This is a genomic window from Microvirgula sp. AG722, assembly GCF_003269145.1.
In the GTDB taxonomy this organism is placed as follows: domain Bacteria; phylum Pseudomonadota; class Gammaproteobacteria; order Burkholderiales; family Aquaspirillaceae; genus Microvirgula; species Microvirgula aerodenitrificans.
Genome location: NZ_QLTJ01000016.1, coordinates 1 through 23900, shown reverse-complemented (window position 1 = coordinate 23900; position 23900 = coordinate 1). Strand labels below are relative to the sequence as shown.

Below are 23900 nucleotides of genomic sequence, written 5' to 3'. Positions count from 1 at the left end.
CGCTAAAGGGGGTCAGGGAGCCACCGGAGACCACCTGCCATGCCCGCACAACGCCAACGGCCAGAACCGTACCGGCAAGGACTGGACCGCAATGCGGCCAACTACGTGCCGTTGTCACCGGTCACGTTCCTGGCCCGTGCCGCCCAGGTTCATCCGGACAAGGTGGCCGTCATCCATGGCGAGCGGCGCTACAGCTGGCGCGAGGTCGAGCGGCGCAGCCGGCAGCTGGCCGCCGCGCTGGCGTGGCGCGGCATCGTCGCCGGCGACACGGTGGCGGTGCTGGCGCCGAACATCCCGGAAATGATCGAGGCGCATTTCGGCGTGCCGATGCTCGGCGCGGTGCTGAACACCATGAACTACCGGCTGGATGCGGCGACGCTGGCCTTCCAGCTCGACCATGGCGACGCCAAAGCCTGGCTGGTCGACAGCGAGTTCGTGCCGCTGGCGCGCGCCGCACTGGCCCTGGCCCGGCGCACACCGCTGCTGATCACCATCGTTGACAGCGAGTGCGACAACGGCGAGCGGCTGCCGGGGCCGGAGTACAGCGCGCTGCTGCGCGAAGGCGATGCCGGCTTCACGCCGCCGCCGCTGGCCGACGAATGGGACGCCATCGCGCTGAACTACACCTCCGGCACCACCGGCAGCCCGAAGGGCGTGGTCTACCACCATCGTGGCGCCTATCTGAATGCGCTCGGCAACATCATCGTGGCCGGTCTGACCGCCGATACGGTCAAGCTGTGGTCGCTGCCGATGTTCCACTGCAACGGCTGGTGCTTTGTCTGGAGCCTGGCCGCGATCGGCGGTACTCACGTCTGCCTGCGCCGGGTCGAGGCCGGCGCCATGTTCCGGCTGATCGCCGAGCACGACGTCAACCTGATGTGCGGCGCTGCCGTGGTGCTGAACCTGTTCGTCAATGCGGCGGCGGAAGAGCGGCTGCCGTTTCCGCGCACGGTGCATTTCAATGCGGCCGCCGCGCCGGTGCCGGTGCCGGTCATCCGTGCCGCCGAGGCGATCGGCTTCAAGGTGCTGCACCTGTACGGGCTGACCGAGACCTATGGCCCGGCGACGGTCTGCGAATGGCAGCCGCAGTTCGACGAGCTGGACGATGCCGCGCAGGGCGACGTGCTGCGCCGCCAGGGCGTGCGCTATCCGGTGCTGGAGGCGGTCACGGTGCGCAACCCGGACACCCTGCAGGAAGTCATCGCCGACGGCCGCAGCGTCGGCGAGGTGATGTTCCGCGGCAATATCGTGATGAAGGGCTATCTGAACGCGCCGGAGGCGACCGCGCAGGCGTTTGCCGGCGGCTGGTTCCACTCCGGCGACCTCGGCGTGATCCACCCCGATGGCTACCTCGAACTGAAGGACCGTGCCAAGGACATCATCATTTCCGGCGGCGAGAACATCGCCAGCCTCGAAGTCGAGGCGGTGCTGTACCAGCATCCGGCCGTGCTCGAATGCGCCGTGGTTGCCCGCGCGGACCCGCGCTGGGGCGAGGTGCCGTGCGCCTTCGTCGCGCTGCGCCCCGGCGTGCCGGCGCCGGATGCCGCCGAACTGCTGGCGTTCTGCCGCGAGCGGCTGGCCGGCTACAAGGTGCCGAAGGTGTTCGTGTTCGGCCCGCTGCCGAAGACCAGCACCGGCAAGATTCAGAAATTTCTGCTGCGTGAGGCAGCCAACCGCCACGGAGAGGGGGAGGCGTGAACGACATCATTCTCGAAACGCGCGGACTGACCAAGACCTTCATGGGATTTCGCGCGGTCAGCGACGTCGATCTGAAAGTCAGGCGCGGTCACATCCATGCGCTGATCGGACCGAACGGCGCCGGCAAGACCACGGTGTTCAACCTGCTGACCAGGTTTCATGCGCCGACTGCCGGCCGGATCCTGTTCAACGGTGACGACATCACGGCGGCAAAGCCGGCGGACATTGCGCTGAAGGGCGTGATCCGCTCGTTCCAGATCTCGGCGGTATTTCCGCACATGACCGCGCTGGAAAACGTCCGCATCGCGCTGATGCGCAAACTCGGCGTGTCGTTCCGCTTCTGGACCAGCGATCGCACGCTGGACCGGCTGAACGACCAGGCGATGGCGCTGCTCGATTCGGTCGGTCTGGCCGAGTTTGCCGACGTGCTGGTGGTCGAGCTGGCCTACGGCCGCAAGCGCGCGCTGGAAATTGCCACCACGCTGGCACTGGAGCCGGAACTGATGCTGCTCGACGAGCCGACCCAGGGCATGGGGGTGGAGGATGTCGACCGGATCGCCCAGCTGATCAAGCGGGTATCGGCCGGCCGCACCATCCTGATGGTCGAACACAATCTGCACGTGGTGGCATCGCTGGCCGACCGCATCACCGTGCTGGCGCGCGGGCAGACGCTGGCCGAGGGCGACTACGCCAGCGTGTCGACCAATCCGCTGGTGATGGAAGCCTATCTGGGCACGCAGACTGAAGGGGAGGCCGACCATGCTCATGCCTGAAGACACTGTCGTGGCCAGCCCGCACGGGCCGGCGGCGACCGAAATGCTGCGGGTGACCGGGCTGCACGCCTTCTATGGCGAATCGCACATCCTGCACGGCATCGACCTGAGCGTGGCGCGTGGCGAACTGGTGACCCTGCTCGGTCGCAACGGCGCCGGCCGTACCACCACGCTGAAGGCCATCCTGGGCCTGACCGGCCGGCGCAGCGGCTCGATCATGGTCAATGGCCGCGAGGTCATCAACATGCCGACCCACCGCATCGCCCACCTCGGTGTCGGCTGGTGCCCGGAGGAGCGCGGGATCTTCGCCAATCTGTCGGTCGAGGAAAACCTGATGCTGCCGCCGCAGGTGCGCTCGGACGGCATGCGGCTGGACGAGATCTACGGGATGTTCCCGAACCTGCTCGAACGGCGCAAGAGCCCGGGCATGCGGCTGTCCGGCGGCGAGCAGCAGATGCTGGCGATGGCGCGCATCCTGCGCACCGGCGCCAACCTGCTGCTGCTGGACGAAATCACCGAGGGACTGGCGCCGGTGATCGTGCAGACGCTGGGCCGGGTGCTGACCGAGCTGAAGGCGCGCGGCTATACCGTCGTGCTGGTTGAACAGAATTTCCGTTTCGCGGCGTCACTGGCCGATCGCCACTACGTGATCGAACACGGCCGGGTGGCGGAATGCGTGAGTCGTGACCAACTCGGCGAAAAGACCGAGCTGCTGAACCGCTATCTCGGCGTGTAGGCAACCCATCCCATACCCAGGAGAAACTCCAAGATGAGAAGACAACACCAACTCGCGCTGCTGGCCACCCTCGGTGCCATTGCCGGCCAGGCGCAGGCCGACGCCAACGGCGTCAAGATCGGCGTGCTGACCGACATGTCCGGCGTGTACTCGGCCATCGGTGGCAAGGGCGCGGTCACGGCCGTGCAGATGGCGGTCGACGATTTCGGCGGCCAGGTGCTCGGCAAGCCGATCAAGGTCGTGTCGGCCGACCACCAGAACAAGGCCGATATCGGCGTGGCCAAGGCGCGCGAATGGTTCGACACCCAGGGCGTGGACATGGTCGTCGACCTGCTGAACTCGTCGGTCGGCATCGGCGTGCAGAAGCTCGGCACGGAGAAGAAGCGCATCGTCATCAACAACGGCTCCGGTTCGACCGCGCTGACCAACAAGGAATGTTCGCCGTACGGGGTCCATTACACCTACGACACCTTCGCGCTGGCCAACGGTACCGGTCGGGCGATGATGAAGACCGGCGCCAGAAACTGGTTCTTCCTGACCGCCGACTATGCCTTCGGCCAGTCGCTGGAAAAGGACACCAGCGACGTGGTGCGCGAGATGGGCGGCAAGGTGGTCGGCACGGTACGCCATCCGCTGTCGACCTCGGACTTCTCGTCCTACCTGCTGCAGGCGCAGGGCTCGGGCGCCAATGTGGTGGCGCTGGCCAATGCCGGGGCCGACTTCACCAATGCGGTCAAGCAGGCGCGCGAGTTCGGCATCATGCCGAAGCAGACCGTGGTCGGCATGCTGGTGTTCGATTCGGACATCGCCAGCCTGGGCCTGGCCACCGCCCAGGGCATGAAGTACACCACGGCGTTCTACTGGGATCTGAACAACGATACCCGCGCGTTCTCCCAGCGCTACTACAAGAAGACCGGCGCCATGCCGACCATGGTCCAGGCCGGGGACTACTCGTCGACCATGCACTATCTGAAGGCGGTCAAGGCCGCCGGGACGGTCGAAGCCGGCGCGGTGATGGCCAAGATGCGCACCACCCCGATCAACGACTTCTTTGCCCGGAACGGCAAGATCCGCGAGGACGGCCGCATGGTCCATGACATGTACCTGGTCGAGGTCAAGAAGCCGGCCGACTCGAAGAACAAATGGGACATGCTGAAGGTGATGCAGACCATCCCGGGGGCGCAGGCGTTCATGCCGCTGTCGCGCAGCGAGTGCCCGCTGGTCAAGAAGTCCTGACCACCGGCAGCAGGGGCGGACGGGGACAGGGCGCCCCGTCCGGCCGACAGAACATACCAATGGAGGTGACAGATGGAGATCACCGCACAGGCTGTGTTGTCGCAGCTGATGCTTGGACTCAACAACGGCGCGTTCTATGCGTTGCTGAGCCTGGGGCTGGCCGTGATATTCGGCATGCTGAATATCGTCAATTTCTCGCATGGTGCGCTGTACATGCTCGGCGCGATGGTGGCGCTGATCGGCGCCGACTATCTCGGCCAGTGGACCGGCAACCCGGATGCGCAACTGAGCTTCTGGTGGGCGCTGGTGGTGGCGCCGGCCGTGGTCGGGCTGCTCGGGCTGGTGATCGAGCGCTTCATGCTGTCGCGGCTGTACCGGGTTGACCCGCTGTACGGGCTGCTGTTCACCTTCGGTGTCGCGCTGATGCTGGAAGGCGTGTTTGTCGCGCTCGGCTTCAACGTGTCCGGCGAGCCGTACAACGCCAAGCCGGAAAGCCTGTCCGGCGCAGTGAACCTTGGCTTCATGCTGTTCCCGGCCTACCGGCTGTTCTCCATCGTGCTGTCGATTTCGGTCTGCGTCGGCACCTGGTTCATGATTGAACGCACCAGGATCGGTGCCTACCTGCGCGCGGCGACCGAGCGGCCGGATCTGGTCCGTGCTTTCGGCGTCAACGTGCCGGTGCTGATCTCGTTCACCTACTTCTTCGGTGTGGCGCTGGCGGCGCTGGCCGGCGTGGTGGCGGCGCCGATCTACTCGGTCAGCCCGAAGATGGGCGCGGACCTGATCATCGTCGTCTTCGCCGTGGTGGTGATTGGCGGCATGGGTTCGATCATGGGGGCAATCGTGACCGGTTTCGGTCTTGGCATCATCGAGGGCCTGACCAAGGTCGTGTACCCGCCGCTGTCCAATACGGTGATCTTCATCATCATGGCGCTGGTGCTGCTGTACCGCCCGGCCGGTCTGTTCGGCAAGGAGGCCTGACATGTTCCCGCTCGATATCCGCCATCCGGCACTGTGGGCGGTGCTGGTTGTCGCCGGGCTGATCGCCCCGTTTGCGGTCTACCCGATTTTCATGATGGAACTGCTGTGCTTCGGGCTGTTCGCCGCCGCGTTCAACCTGCTGCTCGGCTTTGGCGGCCTGCTGTCATTTGGCCACGCGGCGTTTTTTGGCAGCGGCGCCTACATTTGCGGCTACCTGCTGAAGGAGTGGGGGCTGAGCCCGGAACTCGGCATCCTCGCCGCCACCGCCTGCTGCGCGCTGCTCGGCCTGCTGATCGGTGCGGTGGCGATCCGCCGCCAGGGCATCTACTTCGCCATGGTGACGCTGGCGCTGGCGCAGATCGTGTTCTTCCTCTGCGTGCAGGCGCCGCAGACCGGCGGCGAGGACGGTCTGCAGGGGATTCCGCAGGGCAGGGTGTTCGGCCTGTTCGACCTGGCGCATACGGTGTCGGTCGGGGGGCAGGACGTGCCGCTGACGCTGTACCTGTTCGTCTATGCGGTATTCCTGGCCGGCATGTGGCTGATCTACCGCACGGTGTACTCGCCGTTCGGCCAGACGCTGAAGGCGATCCGCGAAAACGAGGCGCGGGCACTGTCGCTCGGCTACCGGGTGGAGCGCTACAAGCTGCTGGTGTTCGTGCTGTCGGCCTCGCTGGCCGGCACCGCCGGGGCGACCAAGGCCATCGTGTTCCGGCTGGCGTCGCTGACCGATGTCAGCTGGCACATGTCCGGCGAAGTGGTGCTGATGACCCTGCTCGGCGGCATGGGTACCATTCTCGGTCCGGTGGTCGGCGCGTTCACCGTGCGGGCGCTGCACAACGAACTGGCGTCGCTCGGCTCGTGGGTGACGGTGATCATCGGCGCGATTTTCGTCATCTGCGTGCTGGCGTTCCGCCGCGGCTTCATCGGCGAAGCCGGGCGGCTGCTGAAGAAAGACTTCTAGCGCACCAGCCCGGCCAGCGACGGGCCGGTCTGCGCCGGAAACAGGCGCGGATCGGCCAGTTTTTCGTACAGCGTTGCCCGCGAGATGCCGAGCGCCCGCGCGGCCTCGGTCTTGTTGCCGCCGGCCAGCGCCAGCGTCTCGCTGATCACGCGCCGTTCGGTTTCCGCCAGCCGCTGTGCCAGGGTGCCACCGCCGGCCAGCGGCGGCGGGTCGACTGTCGCGGCCACCGGCAGGATGCGCTGCAGGACCGGGGCGTCCAGCGCCACGCCATCGGACAGCATTACCGCCTGTTCCAGCACATTGCGCAGTTCGCGGATATTGCCCGGCCACGGATAGGCGGCAAGCAGTGCCAGTGCGGCGGCACCCGGCTTGCGCTGCGGCAGGCCGGTGCGGTCGGCAATCTGCGCCAGCAGTGAATCGACCAGCGCCGGCAGGTCTTCCGACCGCTCGCGCAGCGGCGGCAGCCGGATCGGCAGCACATTCAGGCGGTAGAACAGGTCGGCGCGGAACAGGCCGGCATCGACCAGCGCGCGCAGGTCGCGACTGGTTGCGGCAATGACCCGCACATCGATATGCAGCAGGCGGTTCGAGCCGAGCGGTTCGATTTCCTGCTCCTGCAGTACGCGCAGCAATTTGGCCTGCATCGGCAGCGACATGTCGCCAATTTCGTCGAGAAACAGCGTGCCGCCGTCCGCGAGTTTGAACTTGCCGTCGCGGCCCTTGCGCTCGGCACCGGTATAGGCACCGGCGACGGCGCCGAAGAATTCCGCTTCCAGCAGCGTTTCCGGCACCGCGGCGACGTTCAGGCCGACAAAGGGCTTCTGCCGGCGCGGCGACGCGGCATGGATGGCATTGGCCAGCAACTCCTTGCCGGTGCCGGTCTCGCCGAGCAGCAGCACGGTGGTATCGAGCGCGGCCGCACGCTGGCCCAGGCGCTGCATGTCGCGGCAGGCGGCGCCGGCGCCGATGATGTCGTCGAAGCCGTAGCGCGCGCGGCGGCTGCCGGCGTTGTCACGGCGGACCCGGTCCAGGGTTTCCTGCAGCTGTGAAAGCTTGTCGACCAGCGGTTTCAGCGGCTGCCAGCGTTCGGACAGCAGGATGCCGAATGCGCCGACCACCTGGCCGTCGCCGTCCTGCAGCGGAAAGCGGCTGACCACGAAGTGGTGCTGCTTGTAGTTCATGAAGTCGAGCACGATCGGTTCGCCGCTCTGCACCACCTCGCGCATGCGGCTGTGCGGCAGGATGTCTTCCACCGGCCGGTTCAGCGCCCCGGCCGGATCGTCGAGCCCGAGCAGGGCTGCGTAGCGCGCCGTGATCCATTGCACGCGCGCCTCGCGGTCGACCAGCAGGGCGCCGACGAACTGCTGCTCGAACAGCTCCAGCAGACCGTGCTGCAGGGACTGGCACAACGGCGCCGGTCCGGGAGGGTTCAGTTCCGTTTCTTCCACCCGTGTCTCCTCGTTTATCCGTGCTGCGACCTTTGGCCGCGCCGGTTTGTTGTCATGGCGGGATGTGTCCAATGTAGCATCACCGCGTGAGGAACCGGAGCGGGAAGTGCGTGCGCCGGGGGACTGACAAGTAAATTTGCTTGACCTTAAGATTGACCTGCGTCAAAAAAGTGGCGATGATTTCACAAATTTCTGAAAGAACAGGAACGCGTGACATGACGCCATTGATCGAACGCTTCGTGCTGCACTTCGGCGAGATGGGCAGCCGCTGGGGCGTGAACCGCACCGTGGGGCAGATGTATGCGTTGCTGTTCCTGTCCGAAAAGCCGCTGAATGCCGACGACATCGTGAACGAGCTTGGCATGTCGCGCTCCAATGTCAGCATGGGGCTGAAAGAACTGCAGTCCTGGCGACTGGTTCGCATGGCGCACCATCCCGGCGACCGGCGCGACTACTTCACCACCCCGGACGACACCTGGGAGATCTTCCGCACGCTGATCGAGGAAAAGCGCCGGCGCGAGATCGACCCGACCCTGTCGCTGCTGCGCGATACGCTGATGGCCGATCCCTGTGACGAGCAGGAGCGCCATGCCCAGGAGCGGATGCGCGACATGCATGAACTGATCGAACTGGCGACCGGCTGGTTCGACGACGTGCAGCGCTTGTCACCGGACACGCTGGCCAGCCTGATGCGGCTCGGCAGCAAGGTGCACAAGGTGCTGGAATTCGCTGACCGGCTGCGTCCGGGAAGCCGGGAGTAAAGACCATGACACCGTCCATCCTGCAGCGCCGGACCCGGCGCGGCATGCCGCTGTGGCTTGAAATCTCGGTGGTGCTGACGGTGAAGCTGTTGTTGTTGTGGGGCGCGAAAGTGCTGTGGTTCTCCGAACCGCTGGCCCGGCACATGACCGTCCCCGAGTCCGCGATCGAGCAGCAACTGCTTGGCACCCCCGGTCGCGATGCCCCGCCTGTCCACAAGAATTGACCGCAAACGGAGAGAACCATGCTGCCCGTGTCCGAGGTAGTGGAGCTGTCACGCCTGCAGTTCGCGCTGACTGCCCTGTTTCATTTTTTGTTCGTACCGCTGACGCTGGGGCTGAGCTGGATCCTGGTGATCTGTGAGTCGGTGTACGTGATGACCGGCCAGCAGGTCTACAAGGACATGACCCGCTTCTGGGGCAAGCTGTTCGGCATCAACTTCGCCATGGGGGTGACGACCGGCATCACGCTGGAATTCCAGTTCGGCACCAACTGGGCGTACTACTCGCACTATGTGGGCGACATCTTCGGCGTACCGCTGGCGGTCGAGGGGATGATGGCCTTCTTCCTCGAATCGACCTTTGTCGGCCTGTTCTTCTTCGGCTGGGACCGGCTGTCGAAGAACAAGCACCTGCTGGTGACCTTCCTGGTCGCCTTCGGCTCCAACCTGTCGGCACTGTGGATCCTGATCGCCAATGCGTGGATGCAGAATCCGGTCGGGGCCGAGTTCAACTATCACACCATGCGCATGGAGCTGGTCAGCCTGGGCGAGGTGTTCTTCAACCCGGTGGCCCAGGTCAAGTTCGTGCACACCGTGGCGGCCGGCTATGTGGCGGCGGCGATGTTCGTGCTCGGCGTGTCCAGTCTGTACCTGCTGAAGGCGCGCGACACCGGCTTCGCACTGCGCTCGTTCGCGGTGGCGGCAGGCTTCGGGCTGGCGTCCATCCTGTCGGTGATCGTGCTCGGTGACGAGTCCGGCTACACCACCGGCGAGGTGCAGAAGGTCAAGCTGGCAGCGATCGAGGCCGAGTGGAACACCGAACCGGCACCGGCGGCCTTTACCGCCATCGGCTGGCCGAACCAGGCCGAGGAACGCACCGATTACGCGGTGAAAATTCCTTACCTGCTCGGGCTGATCGCCACGCGCTCGACCGACACCCGGGTGACCGGCATCAAGGACCTGAAGCGCGAACACGAAGTGCGCATTCGCAGCGGCATGATCGCCTACGAGGCACTGACCGCGCTGAAGGCCGGCGACACCACGCCGGCAGTGCGCGAGCGCTTCGAGCAGCACAAGGCCGACCTCGGTTTCGGCCTGCTGCTGAAGAAATACACGCCGAACGTGGTCGACGCGACCCCGGCGCAGATCCGTGCCGCCGCCAGCGACACCATTCCGAACGTCGCGCCGCTGTTCTGGAGCTTCCGCATCATGGTCGGGCTCGGCATGCTGTTCCTTGCCATCTTCGCCACCGCCTGCTGGCTGCTGGTGCGCCGCCGCCTCGCCCCGCAGCGCTGGTTCCTGAAGCTGTGCGTGCTGGCGATCCCGCTGCCGTGGGTGGCGATCGAGCTGGGCTGGATCGTGGCCGAGTACGGACGTCAGCCATGGACCATTTCCGGCGTGCTGCCGACCCATCTGTCGGCATCGCAACTGGACCCGGGCCAGCTTCACTTCAGCCTGATCGGGCTGGTGGGCATCTACAGCCTGCTGTTCGTGATCGAGATGTACCTGATGCTGAAGTACATCCGGCTGGGACCGGCCAGCCTGCATACCGGCCGCTATCACGGCGAAACGCCGGACGTCACCGTGCCGCAACAGTCCTGAGGGGAACCGGACCATGTTCGACTATGAAACGCTGAAACTCATCTGGTGGGGCCTGATGGCCGTGCTGCTGATCGGCTTTGCCGTCACCGGCGGCTTCGACATCGGCGTCGCCGTGCTGCTGCCGTTCATCGGCCGCAACGACGACGAGCGCCGCCTGGTCATCAACAGTGTCGGTCCGACCTGGGAGGGCAACCAGACCTGGCTGATCACCTTTGGCGGTGCGCTGTTCGCCGCCTGGCCGCTGGTGTACGCGGCGGCGTTCTCGGTGCTGTATGTCGCGCTGATGCTGACGCTGTTTGCGCTGTTTCTGCGCCCGGTCGGCTTCGACTACCGCAGCAAGCTGCCGAGCGCGCGCTGGCGCAACAACTGGGACTGGGCGCTGTTCGTCGGCGGCGCCGTGCCGGCGCTGGTCTTCGGCGTTGCCATCGGCAACCTGTTCATCGGCCTGCCGTTCGCCTTCGACAGCAGCATGCACGTGCGTTACGCCGGCAGTTTCTTCGACCTGCTGAACCCGTTCGGCCTGTTTTGCGGCGTGCTGTCGGTGGCGATGCTGACCCTGCATGGTGCGGCCTTTCTGGCCAGCAAGACCGGCGGCAGCACGGTCGGCGGGCGAGCCGTGTTCGCGACCCGGGTGTTCGGCCTGCTGACCCTGGTGCTGTTCGCGCTGGGCGGACTGTGGACCGCCCGGCTGCCGGGCTGGCAACTGACCGCCATCGGCGCGCTGAACGAGGCGCTGGAGCCGCTCGGCAAGGCGGTGACGATCACCGGCGGCGCTTGGCTGGCCAACTATGCGGCGTGGCCGACGCTGTGGGTGCTGCCGCTGCTGGGCATCCTTGGTGCCTTCGCCGCCGTGGCGCTGGCCGGACGGGCGCCGCGGCTGACGGTAGTGGCCAGCGGACTGGCCTGCACCGGGGTGATCCTGACTGCTGGCGCAGCCCTGTTCCCGTTCGTGCTGCCGTCCAGCCTTGATGCCGTATCGAGCCTGACGCTGTGGGATGCGGTGTCCAGTCACAAGACGCTGGGCGTGATGCTCGGGGTGGCGGTGATCTTCGTGCCGCTGATCATGCTGTACACCAGTTGGGTGTATCGGGTCATGCGCGGACCGGTGACGGTCGAGCGCCTGAAAAACGATACGCACAGTTACTGATTACCGGAGGACGCAACGATGTGGTATTTCGCCTGGCTGTTGGGACTCGGGCTGGCGCTGGCGCTGGGGATCATCAATGTGATGTGGCTGGAGAGCCAGTACGCGTTCGGCTCGCGCAGTGCAAAGGGGACGGAGGACAGTTTCCGTCATCACCGGGCTGCCGGTCGGGGGGCGGCGCGGCGGGCAGGGAAACCCGGCTGAGTGACCCGCAAACGTGAACAAGGGCATCACCGATCAGGTGATGCCCTGTTTTTTTGGCTGTTGCGGTGCTTACAGACCCAGCCAGATCTGCAGGTCGTCGCGTTCGCCGGCGGCCTCGTACAGCGCGCCGATGATTTCCTCGAAGTGTTCCTCGCCCATTTCGTTGCGGGCGGCGATCGACTCGTGCCAGAACACCGTGGCCGGGCCCTTCACGTCACCGGTCAGTGCGTCGAACAGGGCGTCGAGATTCTTGCCGAAGTGCGCCGGCAGCTGCAGGCCGCGGGCAAGCTGGGTGTAGAAGTCTTGGGTCGAACGGACATTTTTCAGCTCGCAGGTCAGCGACATGGCGGGATCTCGGTGAAGGTTTGGTAATGATCGACGGTGACATAGCGCAGGCCGTTGCCGGCATAGACCAGCCGCTTGCCGTTGCGCTTTCCGCCCTGGTAGTCCAGGTCGGCTTCATGCCAGTCGGCCGCTGGCAAACGGTGTTCCCGGTTGCCGAAACGGTCGCCGCCGATGGATTTGCCCTGCAGGCCGGGTACGGACCACAGCTTGCGGCCCGGACGCCAGCCGGCATCGCGCGCCGTCTGCTTGGAGACGTAGCGGTTCGGCAACTGGCCGGTGCCGCCCAGCGCGGTCAGCACACCGGCGAACTGGGTGACATTGACCGGTGTGGCGAGCTTGGCGTTGATTTCGCGCGCGACACGATCGCATGAGCCGGCTTGAACCGGCAGCGACAGGGCAACGGCGACAACGAGAGAAAGGAAACGGTACATGGCGCCACAACGGAATGAGTCCGCCGATTCTGCCGAAGCAGCGGACCGGCGGCAAGAGCGAACATGCGACAGCGCGCATGTTCGCTGCGCGGGTCAGGTGTTCTGGACCACGATCTTCGGCAGTCGCGAGCTGTAGTCGCGCGCCTTTTCCCCGACCTTGACCGCGACGCGGCGGGCGATCTGCTTGTAAATGGCGGCGATCGTGCCGTCAGGATCGGCGATCACGCTCGGGCGGCCTTCGTCGACCGCGAGGCGGATCGACAGGTCGAGCGGCAACTGGCCGATCAGCTCGACGTGGTACTGCTCGGCCATTTTCTGCCCGCCGCCTTCGCCGAAAATCGCTTCGACATGGCCGCAGTTCGAGCAGATGTGGACCGACATGTTCTCGACGATGCCGAGTACCGGCACGCCGACCTTCTCGAACATGCGCAGTCCCTTTTTGGCATCGAGCAGTGCGATGTCCTGCGGCGTGGTGACGATGACCGCGCCGGTGACCGGGATCTTCTGCGACAGCGTCAGCTGTACGTCGCCGGTGCCCGGGGGCAGGTCGATCAGCAGGTAGTCGAGCGCGTCCCAGCGGGTGTCGTTCAGCAACTGCATCAGTGCCTGGGTGACCATCGGGCCGCGCCAGACCATGGCCTGGTCGTCATCGACCAGATAGCCCATCGACATTGTCTGCACGCCATAGTTCTCGACCGGGACGAGCGACTTGTTGTCCGGGGACGCGGGACGCTGGCCCTGCAGCCCCATCATCAGCGGCTGGGACGGGCCGTAGATGTCGGCGTCGAGAATGCCGACCCGCGCGCCTTCGGCCGCCAGCGCCAGCGCCAGATTGACGGTGGTGGTCGACTTGCCGACGCCACCCTTGCCGCTGGCGACGGCGATGACGTTCTTGACGCCCGGCAGCAGCGGGATGCCGCGCTGCACGGCGTGGCCGGTGATCTGGCTGGACACGGCGATGTCGATCTGGCGCGTGCCGGCCAGCGTGGCCAGTGCCTCGGCGAACTGGGCGCGGATCGCGTCATGGCGGCTTTGCGCCGGGTAGGCGAGCACGATGTCGAGGCCGATGGCCGATGCGGACTGGCGAACATTCCTGATCGCCTTTGCCTCGGCATAGGTCTTGCCGGTGTCGGGATCGACCAGGGCCTGGACGGCATCGAGCAGCTCGGCTTCGCCACTGTGGTCGGCGGCGGGCGCGTCGGCGGATTTGAACAGCTGGGTCAGTTTGGACAGCATGGTGTGAATTCCGGGCGGATGATACGAATACCCGAGCACTTTACTCGGTTTATCGCGCCAGCGTCTACGCTGCACGCCGGTTCGCGCGGGCTGGAGGGCAGAGGGGGCGGCAGCGTACACTGGCGACGGGACGGCCGGTCGGCCATGATGAAAACAGTGCGAATGAAACGGGGATGCCCTGATGCCACGTCTGCTGGCAGTGATGCTGTCGACGCTGGCCGCCACCGTCGACGCCAACGGTCTGGTGCTGCCGCTGGTGCCGCAGCCCGCGCCGCTGGTGCAGGGCATGCCCGGCGATGGCGACGCGGCGGTGCCGGACGATGGCGCGGCACGCAACGGGCGTCAGGTCGACCGCCGGGTCGAACGCAATCCACGCCGGGTCGAGCGCGACGGACGGCGTCTGCGCCGCCCGTCGGAGCGGAGCGACTCGCCGCCGGCCGTGCCGGCCAGCCCGCTGCCGGTGGATGAACGCGGCGGTTACTGAACGGACATGTCCCGTATCTGAACGTTCGCTTGCGTGCCCGCTGGTATAATCGCCCGCTACGTCCGCCCGGAACAACTCCCGTCCAGGCCGTGACGCCGCCGCGAGCCCGGCCCTTCTCCTGCCCGGATCGCCGCTTCTTGTCGCCATCATGGTCGCGTCACGCGCGGCCGTCAGGCTCGATATCTCCCGGAACAGGCCCGCTGCGCGCCGGCCTTCCTTCCCCGTACAGAACCGCCCCTGCCGCTGCCTGGCTGCCGCACGGGCCCGCTCCGCCCGGCCTTCCGATCAGGAGGCCGCATGCCGGGGGCGTCGCAACTGGCTGAAAACCATGCAGAAGAAAATCACTACCCTGACCCTGTCCGTCCTGTGCTTCCCGCTGGCGCTGGTGCTGTTCGAATTTGCGGTCTATATCGCCAACGACATGATCCAGCCCGGCATGCTGCACGTGGTGGCCGAGTTCGGCGTCGACATTTCGTGGGTCGCCACGTCGATGACCGCCTTCCTGCTGGGCGGCATCACCGTGCCGTGGCTGCTCGGGCCGCTGTCGGACCGTATCGGCCGCCGGCCGGTGATGCTCGCCGGCGTGGCGCTGTTCGTGCTCAGCTGTCTGGCCATGCTGTGGGTCGGCGGCATCGAATCCTTTATTGCGATGCGCGTGCTGCAGGGCGTCGGCCTGTGCTTTATCGCCGCAGTCGGCTATGCCGCCGTGCAGGAAGCCTTTGACGAGAATACGGCGATCAAGGTCACGGCGCTGATGGCCAATGTGGCGCTGATCGCGCCGCTGCTGGGGCCGGTGGCCGGGGCGGTGCTGATCGAAATCTGGCCGTGGCGCTCGATTTTCGTGCTGATTGCCGCCATCGCCGCACTCGGCTGGTTGGGCCTGTGGTATTTCATGCCGGAGACGGTACAGCCCGGCAGCGGCCCGCTGCCGCTGTCACAGATCGGCCGCGACTACCGTGCGGTGCTGACCGACCGCGGCTTTATCGCCGCCTCGCTGTGCATGCCGTTCATGGCGCTGCCGCTGCTCGGCTGGATCGCGCTGTCGCCGGTGTTCCTGATCGAGGACGGCGGCATGAGCACGCTGGAATACGGGCTGTGGCAGATCCCGGTGTTCGGCGCGCTGATTGCCGGCAACCTGATCCTGGTCCGGGTTTCCGACCGCTGGCAACTCGGCCGTTCGGTCGTGGTCGGCCGTCTGCCGCAAATGCTCGGCGCGACGCTGATGCTGGCCGGCTGTCTGCTGACCAGCGTGCCGTGGTTCTGGATCATTGCCGGCATCAGCCTGACCTCGCTGGGCGAGGGGCTGTGCTTTGCGGTGCTGTACCGTTTTGCGCTGACCGCCAGTCCGATCGCCAAGGGCACGGTCGCCGCCTCGGTCGGCATGCTGTCGATGGTGGTGTACGTGTTCGGCATCGAGGGGCTGAAGTTCGCCTATCTGCAGTGGGGCGAGGTCGGTTATGCCGCGCTGTCAGCCTGTTCGACCGCGCTGTACCTGTGGCTGTCGCGCGGCGTGCTGCAGCGCGCGATGGCCGCCCGCGCTCGCGAATCCGGCGAGCCGGCCCTCGTCAGCCAGTCGTAGACCACGGCTGCGCGCCGTCCCGGCTCCCCGGTACGGCGTGCTTTGTCGCTATAATCGTTCGCTTGAGATTCCAGAAGAGACATCCTGATGACGCAACGCAAAATTTTGGTGACGAGTGCCCTCCCTTACGCCAACGGGGCCATCCACCTCGGCCATATGGTCGAGCACATCCAGACCGACGTGTGGGTGCGTTTCCAGAAGATGCGCGGGCATGAATGCCACTATGTCTGTGCCGACGACACCCACGGCACGCCGGTCATGCTGGCGGCGGAAAAGCAGGGCGTAACGCCGGAACAGCTGATCGAGCGGGTCAAGACCGAGCACCTGGCCGATTTCAGCGGCTTCCATATCGGTTATGACAACTACTATTCGACCAATTCGCCGGAGAACAAGCAGTTCTCCGAGCAGATCTACCGCAAGCTCAGTGCCAACGACAAGATCGTCAGCCGCACCATCGAGCAGCTGTACGACCCGGAAAAGCAGATGTTCCTGCCGGACCGCTTCGTCAAGGGCGAGTGTCCGAAGTGCGCGGCCAGGGACCAGTACGGCGACAACTGCGAAGTCTGCGGCGCGACCTACAGCCCGACCGAACTGAAAAATCCGTACTCGGCCGTGTCCGGCGCGACGCCGGTGCTGCGCAGCAGCGAGCACTTCTTCTTCCGCCTCGGCGAATGCACCGACTTCCTGCGTGAATGGACCACCGGCAGCACGCTGCGCGCCGACGGCGTGTCGCAGCCGCACCTGCAGCCGGAAGCGCTGAACAAGATGAACGAGTGGATCGAAGGCGGTCTGCAGGACTGGGACATCTCGCGCGATGCGCCGTACTTCGGCTTCGAGATTCCGGATGCGCCGGGCAAGTATTTCTATGTGTGGCTGGACGCGCCGATCGGCTACATGGCGTCGTTCAAGAACCTGTGCGACCGCACCGGCATCGACTTCGACAGCTATTTCAATGCCGATTCCGACGCCGAGCTGTACCACTTCATCGGCAAGGACATCCTGTATTTCCACGCGCTGTTCTGGCCGGCCACGCTGAAGTTCGCCGGCTATCGCGCGCCGACCGGCGTGTTCGCACACGGCTTCCTGACCGTCGACGGCCAGAAGATGTCGAAGTCGCGCGGCACCTTCATCACCGCGCGCAGCTATCTCGATTGCGGTCTGAACCCGGAGTGGATGCGCTATTACATCGCCGCCAAGCTCAACAGCCGCATCGAGGACATTGACCTGAGCCTGGACGACTTCGTCGCCCGGGTGAATGCCGACCTGGTTGGCAAGTTCATCAATATCGCCAGCCGCGCCGCCGGTTTCCTGACCAAGCGCTTCGAGGGCCGCCTGTCCGCACAGATTGCCGACCTCCCGCTGCTCGATACCCTGCGCGCCCAGGCTGACGGCATTGCCGCCGCCTACGAGGCCCGCGAATATGGCCGTGCGCTGCGCGACATCATGGCGCTGGCCGATGCGGTCAATGTCTATGTCGACGCGAACAAGCCGTGGGAGCTGGCCCGTCAGGAAGGGGAGGAAGCGCGCCTGCACGATGTGTGCACCGTGCTGATCAATGCCTTCCGCATCCTGGCGATTTACCTGAAACCGGTACTGCCGAAGCTGGCGACCGATATCGAGGCCTTCCTCGATGTCGCACCGCTGAACTGGAACGATGCGCAGACGCTGCTGCTGGGTCATGCAGTCAAGCCGTACCAGCATCTGATGCAGCGCGTCGAACCGGTGCTGATCGAAAAGCTGGTCGAGGCGAACAAGCAGAGCACGCCTGCCGCCGTGACGCCGGCCAGCCTCGGCGTCGAGCCGCTGGACGATACCATCGGCATCGCCGACTTCGCCAAACTCGATCTGCGGGTCGGCACGGTGCTGGAAGCCGGGCTGGTTGAGGGTTCCGACAAGCTGCTGCGCTTCAAGGTCGATCTCGGCTTTGAAACCCGGCAGATCTTCTCCGGCATCCGCAGCGCCTATCCGGAGCCGGAAAAACTGATTGGCCGTCAGGTCATCGTCGTCGCCAACCTCGCACCGCGCAAGATGCGCTTCGGCGTGTCCGAGGGGATGATTGTCTGCGCCAGTGGCAATGACGACTCGCAGGGGCTGTTCCTGCTCGATGTCGACAACGGCGCGAAGCCGGGCATGCGCGTGAGTTGATTCCATGTGCGGAGGGCTGCCGGCAGCCCTCCGCTGTCGGGCAGGCGGTCATTGCTGATCGGGGAGCGCATCGATCGGATACATCCGGGGAATGGAAAACTGCACCGTTGACAGTCCCATTGCCAATCCGTAAGCGTTTTTCCCGGTGGTTCTGAATTTGTATGTGGGTTCGTATTTGTACCAGTACACCCGCCTTGCCACGGGATAGCCTTGCGCCAGCAGGGTGCCATCAGCCTGGTTGAGGCAGGGAAAAGTCTTGATGTTCTTTTTGCTGTCCACCAGAGAAATGAACATGACTTCGCCATTAACGTAATGATAAACCGTGTGTTCAATATTATTCTTGTCCTTCAGAACATACCGGTCTTCAATCAAAGGTACGTCGCCGGCGTAAATTTTTGACTTTACGATCCGATGCTTGTCCTGCGGATCCTCTGCGTAGCGAATGACTGTGGAAATATGCCGGTTATAGGAATCATAATAATGATAATGTTCATATTTTATGTTCCTTCCAATAAATTTCTCCGTTATGGATGAGAAATTATTATCCCCTGTAAAACGATATGAAACGCTCTTGGTCATTGCCCCATCCGCTGCATACTCCAGGCGCTCAATCACATTTCCTTCATTGTCGGTGGTGAATTGGATGTTGGCCGGGGTTGGGGATGCATTGACTGTTTTGTTGCTGATGGAAACGAGAGTGGAAATGTTTTTGTAACTATAAGTTGCGATATTGCTGGCCCCCTGACTGGGGGGGTGATGGTACTCCGTTTTTTCATCAAGCAGGTTTCCATACAGATCGTAAGAGAATTTCTGATAAAACAGTCGGTTGTAATGGCTGTCAGAGTAAAGCAGATCGCCACGTTTTTTCCAGGTGACAAGCTGTCCTTTCCTGTCGTATCTATAATTTTCCGTGCTGGTTTGCGGTGGACTGGTCTCAAATCGACAATAAAGCCGGGATAATCGTTGCTGACGATCATACTGGTATTGTTCTCTCAGGATGCAGTGGGAGCCAAAGACTTCCTTGTTTTCTCTCTCATCAGGAGATTGATAAGTAATGGTATCAATCAGGTTGTAGCTGGTAAAGGCGATTCTTTTATCAATTCTCGCGTAGCGCGCGTTAGGCCATTGCATATAGTTTTCTATGTGTGTCAAATTTCCATTGGCCGCTCTATGAAATATACTGCGCGTGGCCAGTATGGCATTGATGTAGTAGTCAACCTGCTGGATGGCGCCGTCCTTTTCATATGAATACACGGTTTTGACGTCGATGGCCGGATTGAATTTCATTCCTTCAGCGTAACTGACAGTGGTAGTGGACTGCAGTGGTTTGCCTTTGACCGTCAGTGTTGCGGCTGTTTCGCTTTTGACGTGCCACGCCTGATATTGCTGGTGGAAAACGGAAGTTTCATGATTCAAGTGATTGAATTGGTCATACTTTAATTGGGAATAAAAATGCTCGGTAGGCGTTGCCGAGGCCGTTTCGCTTTCAGACAATAATCCTGTTTTTACATCGTATGAAAAGACTTGCTGGCTCTGGAGGGACGACGCGCCTGTTGGATAGCGGACGGACCTTTTGGTAGCCTGGTTGAATAATGCATTGTATTCATAATTGTACTGACGACCACTTGTGACCTGGAGCGGAGAGTCGAACAGCGGCGTTCCTGAATAATTATAGGTAGTGATGCTGCCATTGGTGGACGATTCGATTTTTCGATTAAGCCCGTCATAATATTGCTGACCGATTACCTTGCTGTTGCTGCCATCGACGTCGCTGAGTGTGATTGCAGTGGGGCAGTCGGCACTGGTGTGGGTTGCATGGCTGGTGAGCTTGATTCCGCTGACACTGCCGGTTTGCCTGATTTGTCTGTCAAAGGCATCATATTCGTACTGCTGATCTTCCTGGCCGGTGTGCAAGTACTTTCTGAGACGCCAGAAGCCATCGTGGCTGAAAATTTCGGTAATATCAGCACCCATGCTGCTGTGCTTCGGGTAAGTTGATCTCATGATCAACTGGTCCTGATCATTGTATCGGCTGATAATTTTACTGCGACCAGGGCGACAAAGCTCGGTGCATGTGTTTTTTATATAATTGTATTGGTACTTTTTTTTGCTTTTGTCTGCATTTTTTTCTGCTATTGGTTCATCGAATATATTCCAGGTCGTCTGCGTGATTTCCGTGCTGAGCAGCACATTATCCTGTGTGTAGTCGTACTCGGTTTTTGATATGAGCTGGTTTAGAGCGTTATAGCTGAACGCACGGATATTAAACCCGGTTGGCGTGGTGGCAGAGGGCACCATCAGCCACTCTTGTGTCAGATTGCCAAGGCCATCGACGACCTGTATTTCACTAAACTGATTTGAAGAATGCCGGGTCGTGATTTTATTATGGAGGGGGTCATAGCTGATGGTTGTCGTTTTTTTGTTGCCATTGCTGTCTGCGCAGGTCGTATCAACAAGCAGCCCCAGAGCGTCGTATTTGAATGTGCTTGTCAATTGATTTTTGTCTGTTGATGAAACAACGGCGCCGGTTGTCGTCGCCTGGGTGACGCTGTCTGTTATTGATTGACCGTCAAAACCAGTATTCGTTTTTGTCGTTGTCAGGGTGCTGTTGTCGCTGGATAGTGTGCGGCTATAATTGAACCGTGTTGACTGGGCTGGAATTTCATTGCCTGCTTCATCCTGGGTGAAGGGGGGCATGCCTTCTGTTAACTGACTTGGCTGGCCAGAAAAAAGAGTGCTGCTGTCATAACTGTAGATGTTCTGTTTCAGCAGAGAACGCTTGCCGTCGACAGTAATCTCATAAAATTGTTCTGTGGATAACAGAATCAGGTTGTTGCTGGACAGGTATTCGTAATGAAAAAGTCTTGTCAGTGTCGAGTAGGGCGCACCAGGAAATGGGGTGATAGTCCTTTCCTTGATATAGTTGATGCTGTTGGTCGGGTCGGGGGGGCAAAGAACGCGCCCGGTCACCGAGTCAATCTCTCCTGCAGCAGGATAATACGTACAGGTTTCCTTGATGCCTGTTACATCGACAAATTCAACCAGATTGGCAAAAGTGTCATACTTGAACTGTATCAGGGCCGTTCGGGATTTGATCTTTCCCTGCAGACGTTGCTGCACATTATTGTGCTGTGTAATGGGGAACATAAAAGAGGGGGGCTGAGCCGCGATGGTGCTATTTGCAACCAGATCATAGTCATACACCTTGAATTTTCTTGTCGTCGATGATCCTGCGCTGGGCGTATCCGTGGTCAGCATGGGCTCTTCCCGGATTTGCAGATAGAATTTATTGTAATCGCACCATGTGGTTCGCTCACTGCCTTCCTGTGTGGTGTGCGTAAAGTAAAAATCATCAGGCAGGAACTGCAGATTGTCTTCGTCCTGTTTCCATGCCGTGACTTGGCCGCTGCCCAGATAGTTGCTTTTCGGGTTGTTGTAGATAATGTCTCTGCAGGACGGCGCAAGATCGTCTGTTGTCAAAATTTTCTTGAGAGTCATCGCGGAATAAATGGTTTTATCCAGACCCTCAGGTCCGGGGAGTGGGGTATAGGTCACGATCTCTTTTTGATGGTATTTAATATCCGAAGTAAATGATGTGATCAGCAAATAACTGGTATTGTGTGTGGTATATTCAACCGAGTAAAGTTGGACGGGTTTTTCAGGGGCGGGTGGAGTGTAGGCAATGCTGCATAGTGACGGAATCAACCCCGCGGTGAGCTTTATTGAATAAACGAAAATCCCGTTGAATGTATTGACGGTGACAGTCGTCGTGGATGACGCAGTAACCGATTTTGCAGTAAGAAATGTTTTTTTATTATCGTCAGAAATATTGAGAAGCAAGCCGTCTGGTGTATTCCAGCCCAAGCTGATTTTTTTTCCGTTTGGATAGGAAATTTCTGTACATTTCCCATCGGTAATCGTTTCAATAGTATTGCTTTTGTTTGTCAGCAGATAGGTGTTGTCACTTTTTTTCTGAATGGTGAAATCATTGGCTTGCTTGTATTGCAATGCAATGACATTATCTGTTTCCGTCATTCTGTAACGCCGGCCATCAGACAGGATGAGAGTCTGCACTCCATCTTCTGTTTCAATTTTTGACAGATTGAACTCCCAACCTGCACCGAAGCCATCGTTGACCTGGCTGAATTGATTGAAACGGATAAAAATATCCAGATTCGGCCCTTGCAGATTATTGGCTGAAATATGAACCAGCTTGATGTTCTGGATATACATGCCGGTGCAAGGCTCAACGCCGTTGGCTAGCCAGTCGATCATGTTGAATACATTGGAGTAGAAGAGCATGGCTTGTCCTAAATGATCTTGCCATTGACGAAACAGGCTGGCGCAGTCAGGTCGGACCCCATGAAACTATGTACATAGAAGGCGTGCATGGATTCCCGGATCGGCGCCAGTCTGACCCCCCCTCCCAGTTTGCTCATCGCCAGCATGGTATAGCGGGATTCAAAAGCGATGACGTCTCTTCCCAGCTCTGTGGACACGATGGCGGCAGCAGAGCGGCAGCCGCGATAGGTGGAGCCACATGCCATCAGGTAGATGGGGCCGCGGTTTGTGCTGTTTATGTAGACAGGGAGCTGAGCGACCTCTTTTGCCCAGGCTTTGGCCGTAATCATCTCTCCTAAATGATTTTGCAGCTTTGCAGTTTTGCTGCCATGAACCATGAACAGGCTGCCATCGCGAAAATTCTCTGTATACAGAAAAACCTTGCTGCCTTTTCCATACCAGTTTCCTGGCGTGTTCAGATAATATCGCTGCCCCGATGAGACGCCATGAATCAGGCGACCTGTTGACCGGAGTAATGCCAGGGCGCTGCTCCCCAGCAGTCCCGTTACCAGTGATGCCACACCCGTCCCCAGCGACACATAAGTCAGAATGCGGGCCGTCGCGGGGTCACTGGTTTGCAGGCTGATTGCGGCCAGTCCGGTTGCCCCGCTTGTTGCGCCCAGCAATGAGGCGGCCAGAGTAATGGCCCCGAAAATGCCAGAGAGGGTTGCCGCAGCTATGCCAAATGTCATGATGCTGGTGAAAAAGGTGAGTAGCGCCAGGCAGATGGAGAGTGTTTCGATGCTGGCATACCCGGAGGGATCGGAATGGTTGATCGGGTCAGCAGCACAGAAGGCGTACGGATTTATTCCGCCGATGGAGAATGGGCTGTATGGGTCCATGCTCAGAAAGCGGCGAGAAGTCGGTTCGTAACTGCGTATGCCTTTGCCGAGGTTATATAGCTGTGTGAGCTCGCCTATCCACTCGATATGTTCGCCGTGCATGCCAATTTTTGGCTGATTGGACGTGACTTTTACACTGGCTTGCGGGGCGTCAATCAGATAGCTGTCATTTTCGTCCAGCGTGACGCGGTACCATGGCTGCGTCCGGGACAAGCTGTAGCTGCCGTTTGCGGAATGCACCAGAGTGCGTCGACCCAGGGCGCCATGCAGCGTCTGCTCGTAGGGGAGCTGCGGGCGGACACTGACTGACCGGGCCCGATTGACGAAATAGCCCGGATAGTGGCGCAGCGGCACGCCGCCAGCACTGCGTTCGTCGCCGGCGGCAATGCGCCAGCGTGGGTCCGCCGGGCCTGTCATCGGTTCATCATTCTCATCGAGGATAAAAGCGCCAGAGGCGGTCAGCAGATACGCGTCTCCAGGCCCGACCTGCTGCAATTGCTGCCATGGCCGGCCATGCCCGTCCCGGTAATCCATCCGCTGCCGGATCTGCCGTGCCGGATCCGTGCTCACCCGGTCAGCGCTCAGTACCAGCCGGTGTGCCGGCTGGCGGGTATTGACGTTGCCGGTCCAGCTGCCCGCGGCGTAAATCACCACTTCGGCCATGCCCTGCAGCGCGTCGCTGGCCGAGACGCTGGCCTGTTCCGGCGTCAGGCCACCCGGCAGGTAGCTCGCCAC

Annotated in this window: 20 protein-coding genes; 14 read left to right on the top strand and 6 right to left on the bottom strand. The window is 61.7% G+C overall.

The genetic code is table 11. The features are described from left to right. The first annotated feature begins 39 nt into the window (after positions 1-39). The 6 genes from DFO50_RS15760 (at position 40) to DFO50_RS15735 (ending at position 6385) form a co-directional block, all read left to right on the top strand. Positions 40-1698: an AMP-binding protein gene (locus tag DFO50_RS15760; protein WP_107889668.1), complete on the top strand. Its 1659-nt coding sequence runs from the start codon at positions 40-42 to the stop codon at positions 1696-1698. 41 nt (positions 1699-1739) lie between these two features. Then, complete coding sequence (locus DFO50_RS15755; RefSeq protein ID WP_084299969.1) at positions 1740-2471, top strand: ABC transporter ATP-binding protein; 732 nt, start codon at positions 1740-1742, stop codon at positions 2469-2471. After that, entirely contained in the window at positions 2464-3207 is a 744-nt protein-coding gene (locus DFO50_RS15750; RefSeq protein ID WP_112692857.1) for an ABC transporter ATP-binding protein, read from the top strand. Before DFO50_RS15755 ends, DFO50_RS15750 begins: the two co-directional genes overlap by 8 nt. 33 nt (positions 3208-3240) lie before the next feature. Beyond that, positions 3241-4443 (top strand): ABC transporter substrate-binding protein, encoded by a 1203-nt coding sequence (locus DFO50_RS15745; protein WP_028498928.1) that lies wholly within the window; start codon positions 3241-3243, stop codon positions 4441-4443. Between the two features lie 72 nt (positions 4444-4515). After that, complete coding sequence (locus DFO50_RS15740; protein ID WP_036385643.1) at positions 4516-5424, top strand: branched-chain amino acid ABC transporter permease; 909 nt, start codon at positions 4516-4518, stop codon at positions 5422-5424. Position 5425: 1 nt separating this feature from the next. Further along, complete coding sequence (locus tag DFO50_RS15735) at positions 5426-6385, top strand: branched-chain amino acid ABC transporter permease (protein ID WP_112692846.1); 960 nt, start codon at positions 5426-5428, stop codon at positions 6383-6385. Here DFO50_RS15735 and DFO50_RS15730 read toward each other — a convergent pair. Continuing rightward, positions 6382-7833, bottom strand: coding sequence for a sigma-54-dependent Fis family transcriptional regulator (locus DFO50_RS15730; RefSeq protein ID WP_051528774.1), 1452 nt, complete (start codon positions 7831-7833; stop codon positions 6382-6384). The two genes, DFO50_RS15735 and DFO50_RS15730, sit on opposite strands and share 4 nt — an antisense overlap. A 215-nt stretch (positions 7834-8048) precedes the next feature. Here DFO50_RS15730 and DFO50_RS15725 point away from each other — a divergent pair, with 215 nt between their 5' ends. From DFO50_RS15725 to cydX, 5 genes are read left to right on the top strand one after another with little or no spacing between them, the layout of a single operon-like run. After that, a complete protein-coding gene (locus DFO50_RS15725; RefSeq protein WP_028498925.1) occupies positions 8049-8594 on the top strand; it encodes a GbsR/MarR family transcriptional regulator in 546 nt (181 codons plus the stop codon). A 5-nt stretch (positions 8595-8599) separates the two neighbouring features. Then, a complete protein-coding gene (gene cydP / locus DFO50_RS15720) occupies positions 8600-8818 on the top strand; it encodes a cytochrome oxidase putative small subunit CydP (RefSeq protein WP_028498924.1) in 219 nt (72 codons plus the stop codon). A gap of 18 nt (positions 8819-8836) precedes the next feature. Beyond that, on the top strand, positions 8837-10414 hold the full coding sequence (locus tag DFO50_RS15715; RefSeq protein ID WP_028498923.1) for a cytochrome ubiquinol oxidase subunit I: 1578 nt from the start codon (positions 8837-8839) through the stop codon (positions 10412-10414). A gap of 13 nt (positions 10415-10427) precedes the next feature. Further along, on the top strand, positions 10428-11561 hold the full coding sequence (gene cydB / locus DFO50_RS15710) for a cytochrome d ubiquinol oxidase subunit II (protein ID WP_107889670.1): 1134 nt from the start codon (positions 10428-10430) through the stop codon (positions 11559-11561). 18 nt (positions 11562-11579) lie between these two features. Further along, the gene (gene cydX, locus DFO50_RS20010; protein WP_112692845.1) at positions 11580-11762 is read left to right on the top strand and encodes a cytochrome bd-I oxidase subunit CydX; all 183 of its coding nucleotides are present in this window, start codon (positions 11580-11582) and stop codon (positions 11760-11762) included. Between the two features lie 69 nt (positions 11763-11831). On the opposite strand, the gene DFO50_RS15700 is transcribed toward cydX, so the two are convergent. The 3 genes from DFO50_RS15700 to apbC form a co-directional block, all read right to left on the bottom strand. Further along, the gene (locus DFO50_RS15700) at positions 11832-12107 is read right to left on the bottom strand and encodes a barstar family protein (RefSeq protein WP_028498918.1); all 276 of its coding nucleotides are present in this window, start codon (positions 12105-12107) and stop codon (positions 11832-11834) included. After that, the gene (locus DFO50_RS15695) at positions 12098-12538 is read right to left on the bottom strand and encodes a ribonuclease domain-containing protein (RefSeq protein WP_107889672.1); all 441 of its coding nucleotides are present in this window, start codon (positions 12536-12538) and stop codon (positions 12098-12100) included. The genes DFO50_RS15700 and DFO50_RS15695 overlap by 10 nt, the downstream gene beginning before the upstream one ends. Before the next feature lie 93 nt (positions 12539-12631). Continuing rightward, positions 12632-13774 (bottom strand): iron-sulfur cluster carrier protein ApbC, encoded by a 1143-nt coding sequence (gene apbC, locus DFO50_RS15690; RefSeq protein ID WP_084299963.1) that lies wholly within the window; start codon positions 13772-13774, stop codon positions 12632-12634. A gap of 181 nt (positions 13775-13955) precedes the next feature. On the opposite strand from apbC, the gene DFO50_RS15685 reads away from it, so the two are divergent. The 3 genes from DFO50_RS15685 (at position 13956) to metG (ending at position 17982) form a co-directional block, all read left to right on the top strand. After that, positions 13956-14258, top strand: a complete 303-nt coding sequence (locus DFO50_RS15685; RefSeq protein ID WP_028498915.1) for a hypothetical protein — start codon at positions 13956-13958, stop codon at positions 14256-14258. Positions 14259-14586: 328 nt separating this feature from the next. Beyond that, a complete protein-coding gene (locus DFO50_RS15680; RefSeq protein ID WP_112692844.1) occupies positions 14587-15837 on the top strand; it encodes an MFS transporter in 1251 nt (416 codons plus the stop codon). 87 nt (positions 15838-15924) lie between these two features. Next, positions 15925-17982 (top strand): methionine--tRNA ligase, encoded by a 2058-nt coding sequence (gene metG / locus DFO50_RS15675; protein WP_199489862.1) that lies wholly within the window; start codon positions 15925-15927, stop codon positions 17980-17982. 48 nt (positions 17983-18030) lie between these two features. Here the strand turns inward: metG and DFO50_RS15670 are convergent, their stop codons facing one another. Further along, complete coding sequence (locus tag DFO50_RS15670; RefSeq protein ID WP_107889676.1) at positions 18031-22284, bottom strand: hypothetical protein; 4254 nt, start codon at positions 22282-22284, stop codon at positions 18031-18033. Positions 22285-22292: 8 nt separating this feature from the next. Beyond that, positions 22293-23900 (bottom strand): RHS repeat-associated core domain-containing protein (locus DFO50_RS15665; RefSeq protein ID WP_199489861.1); only part of this gene is annotated, 1608 nt, incomplete at its 5' end.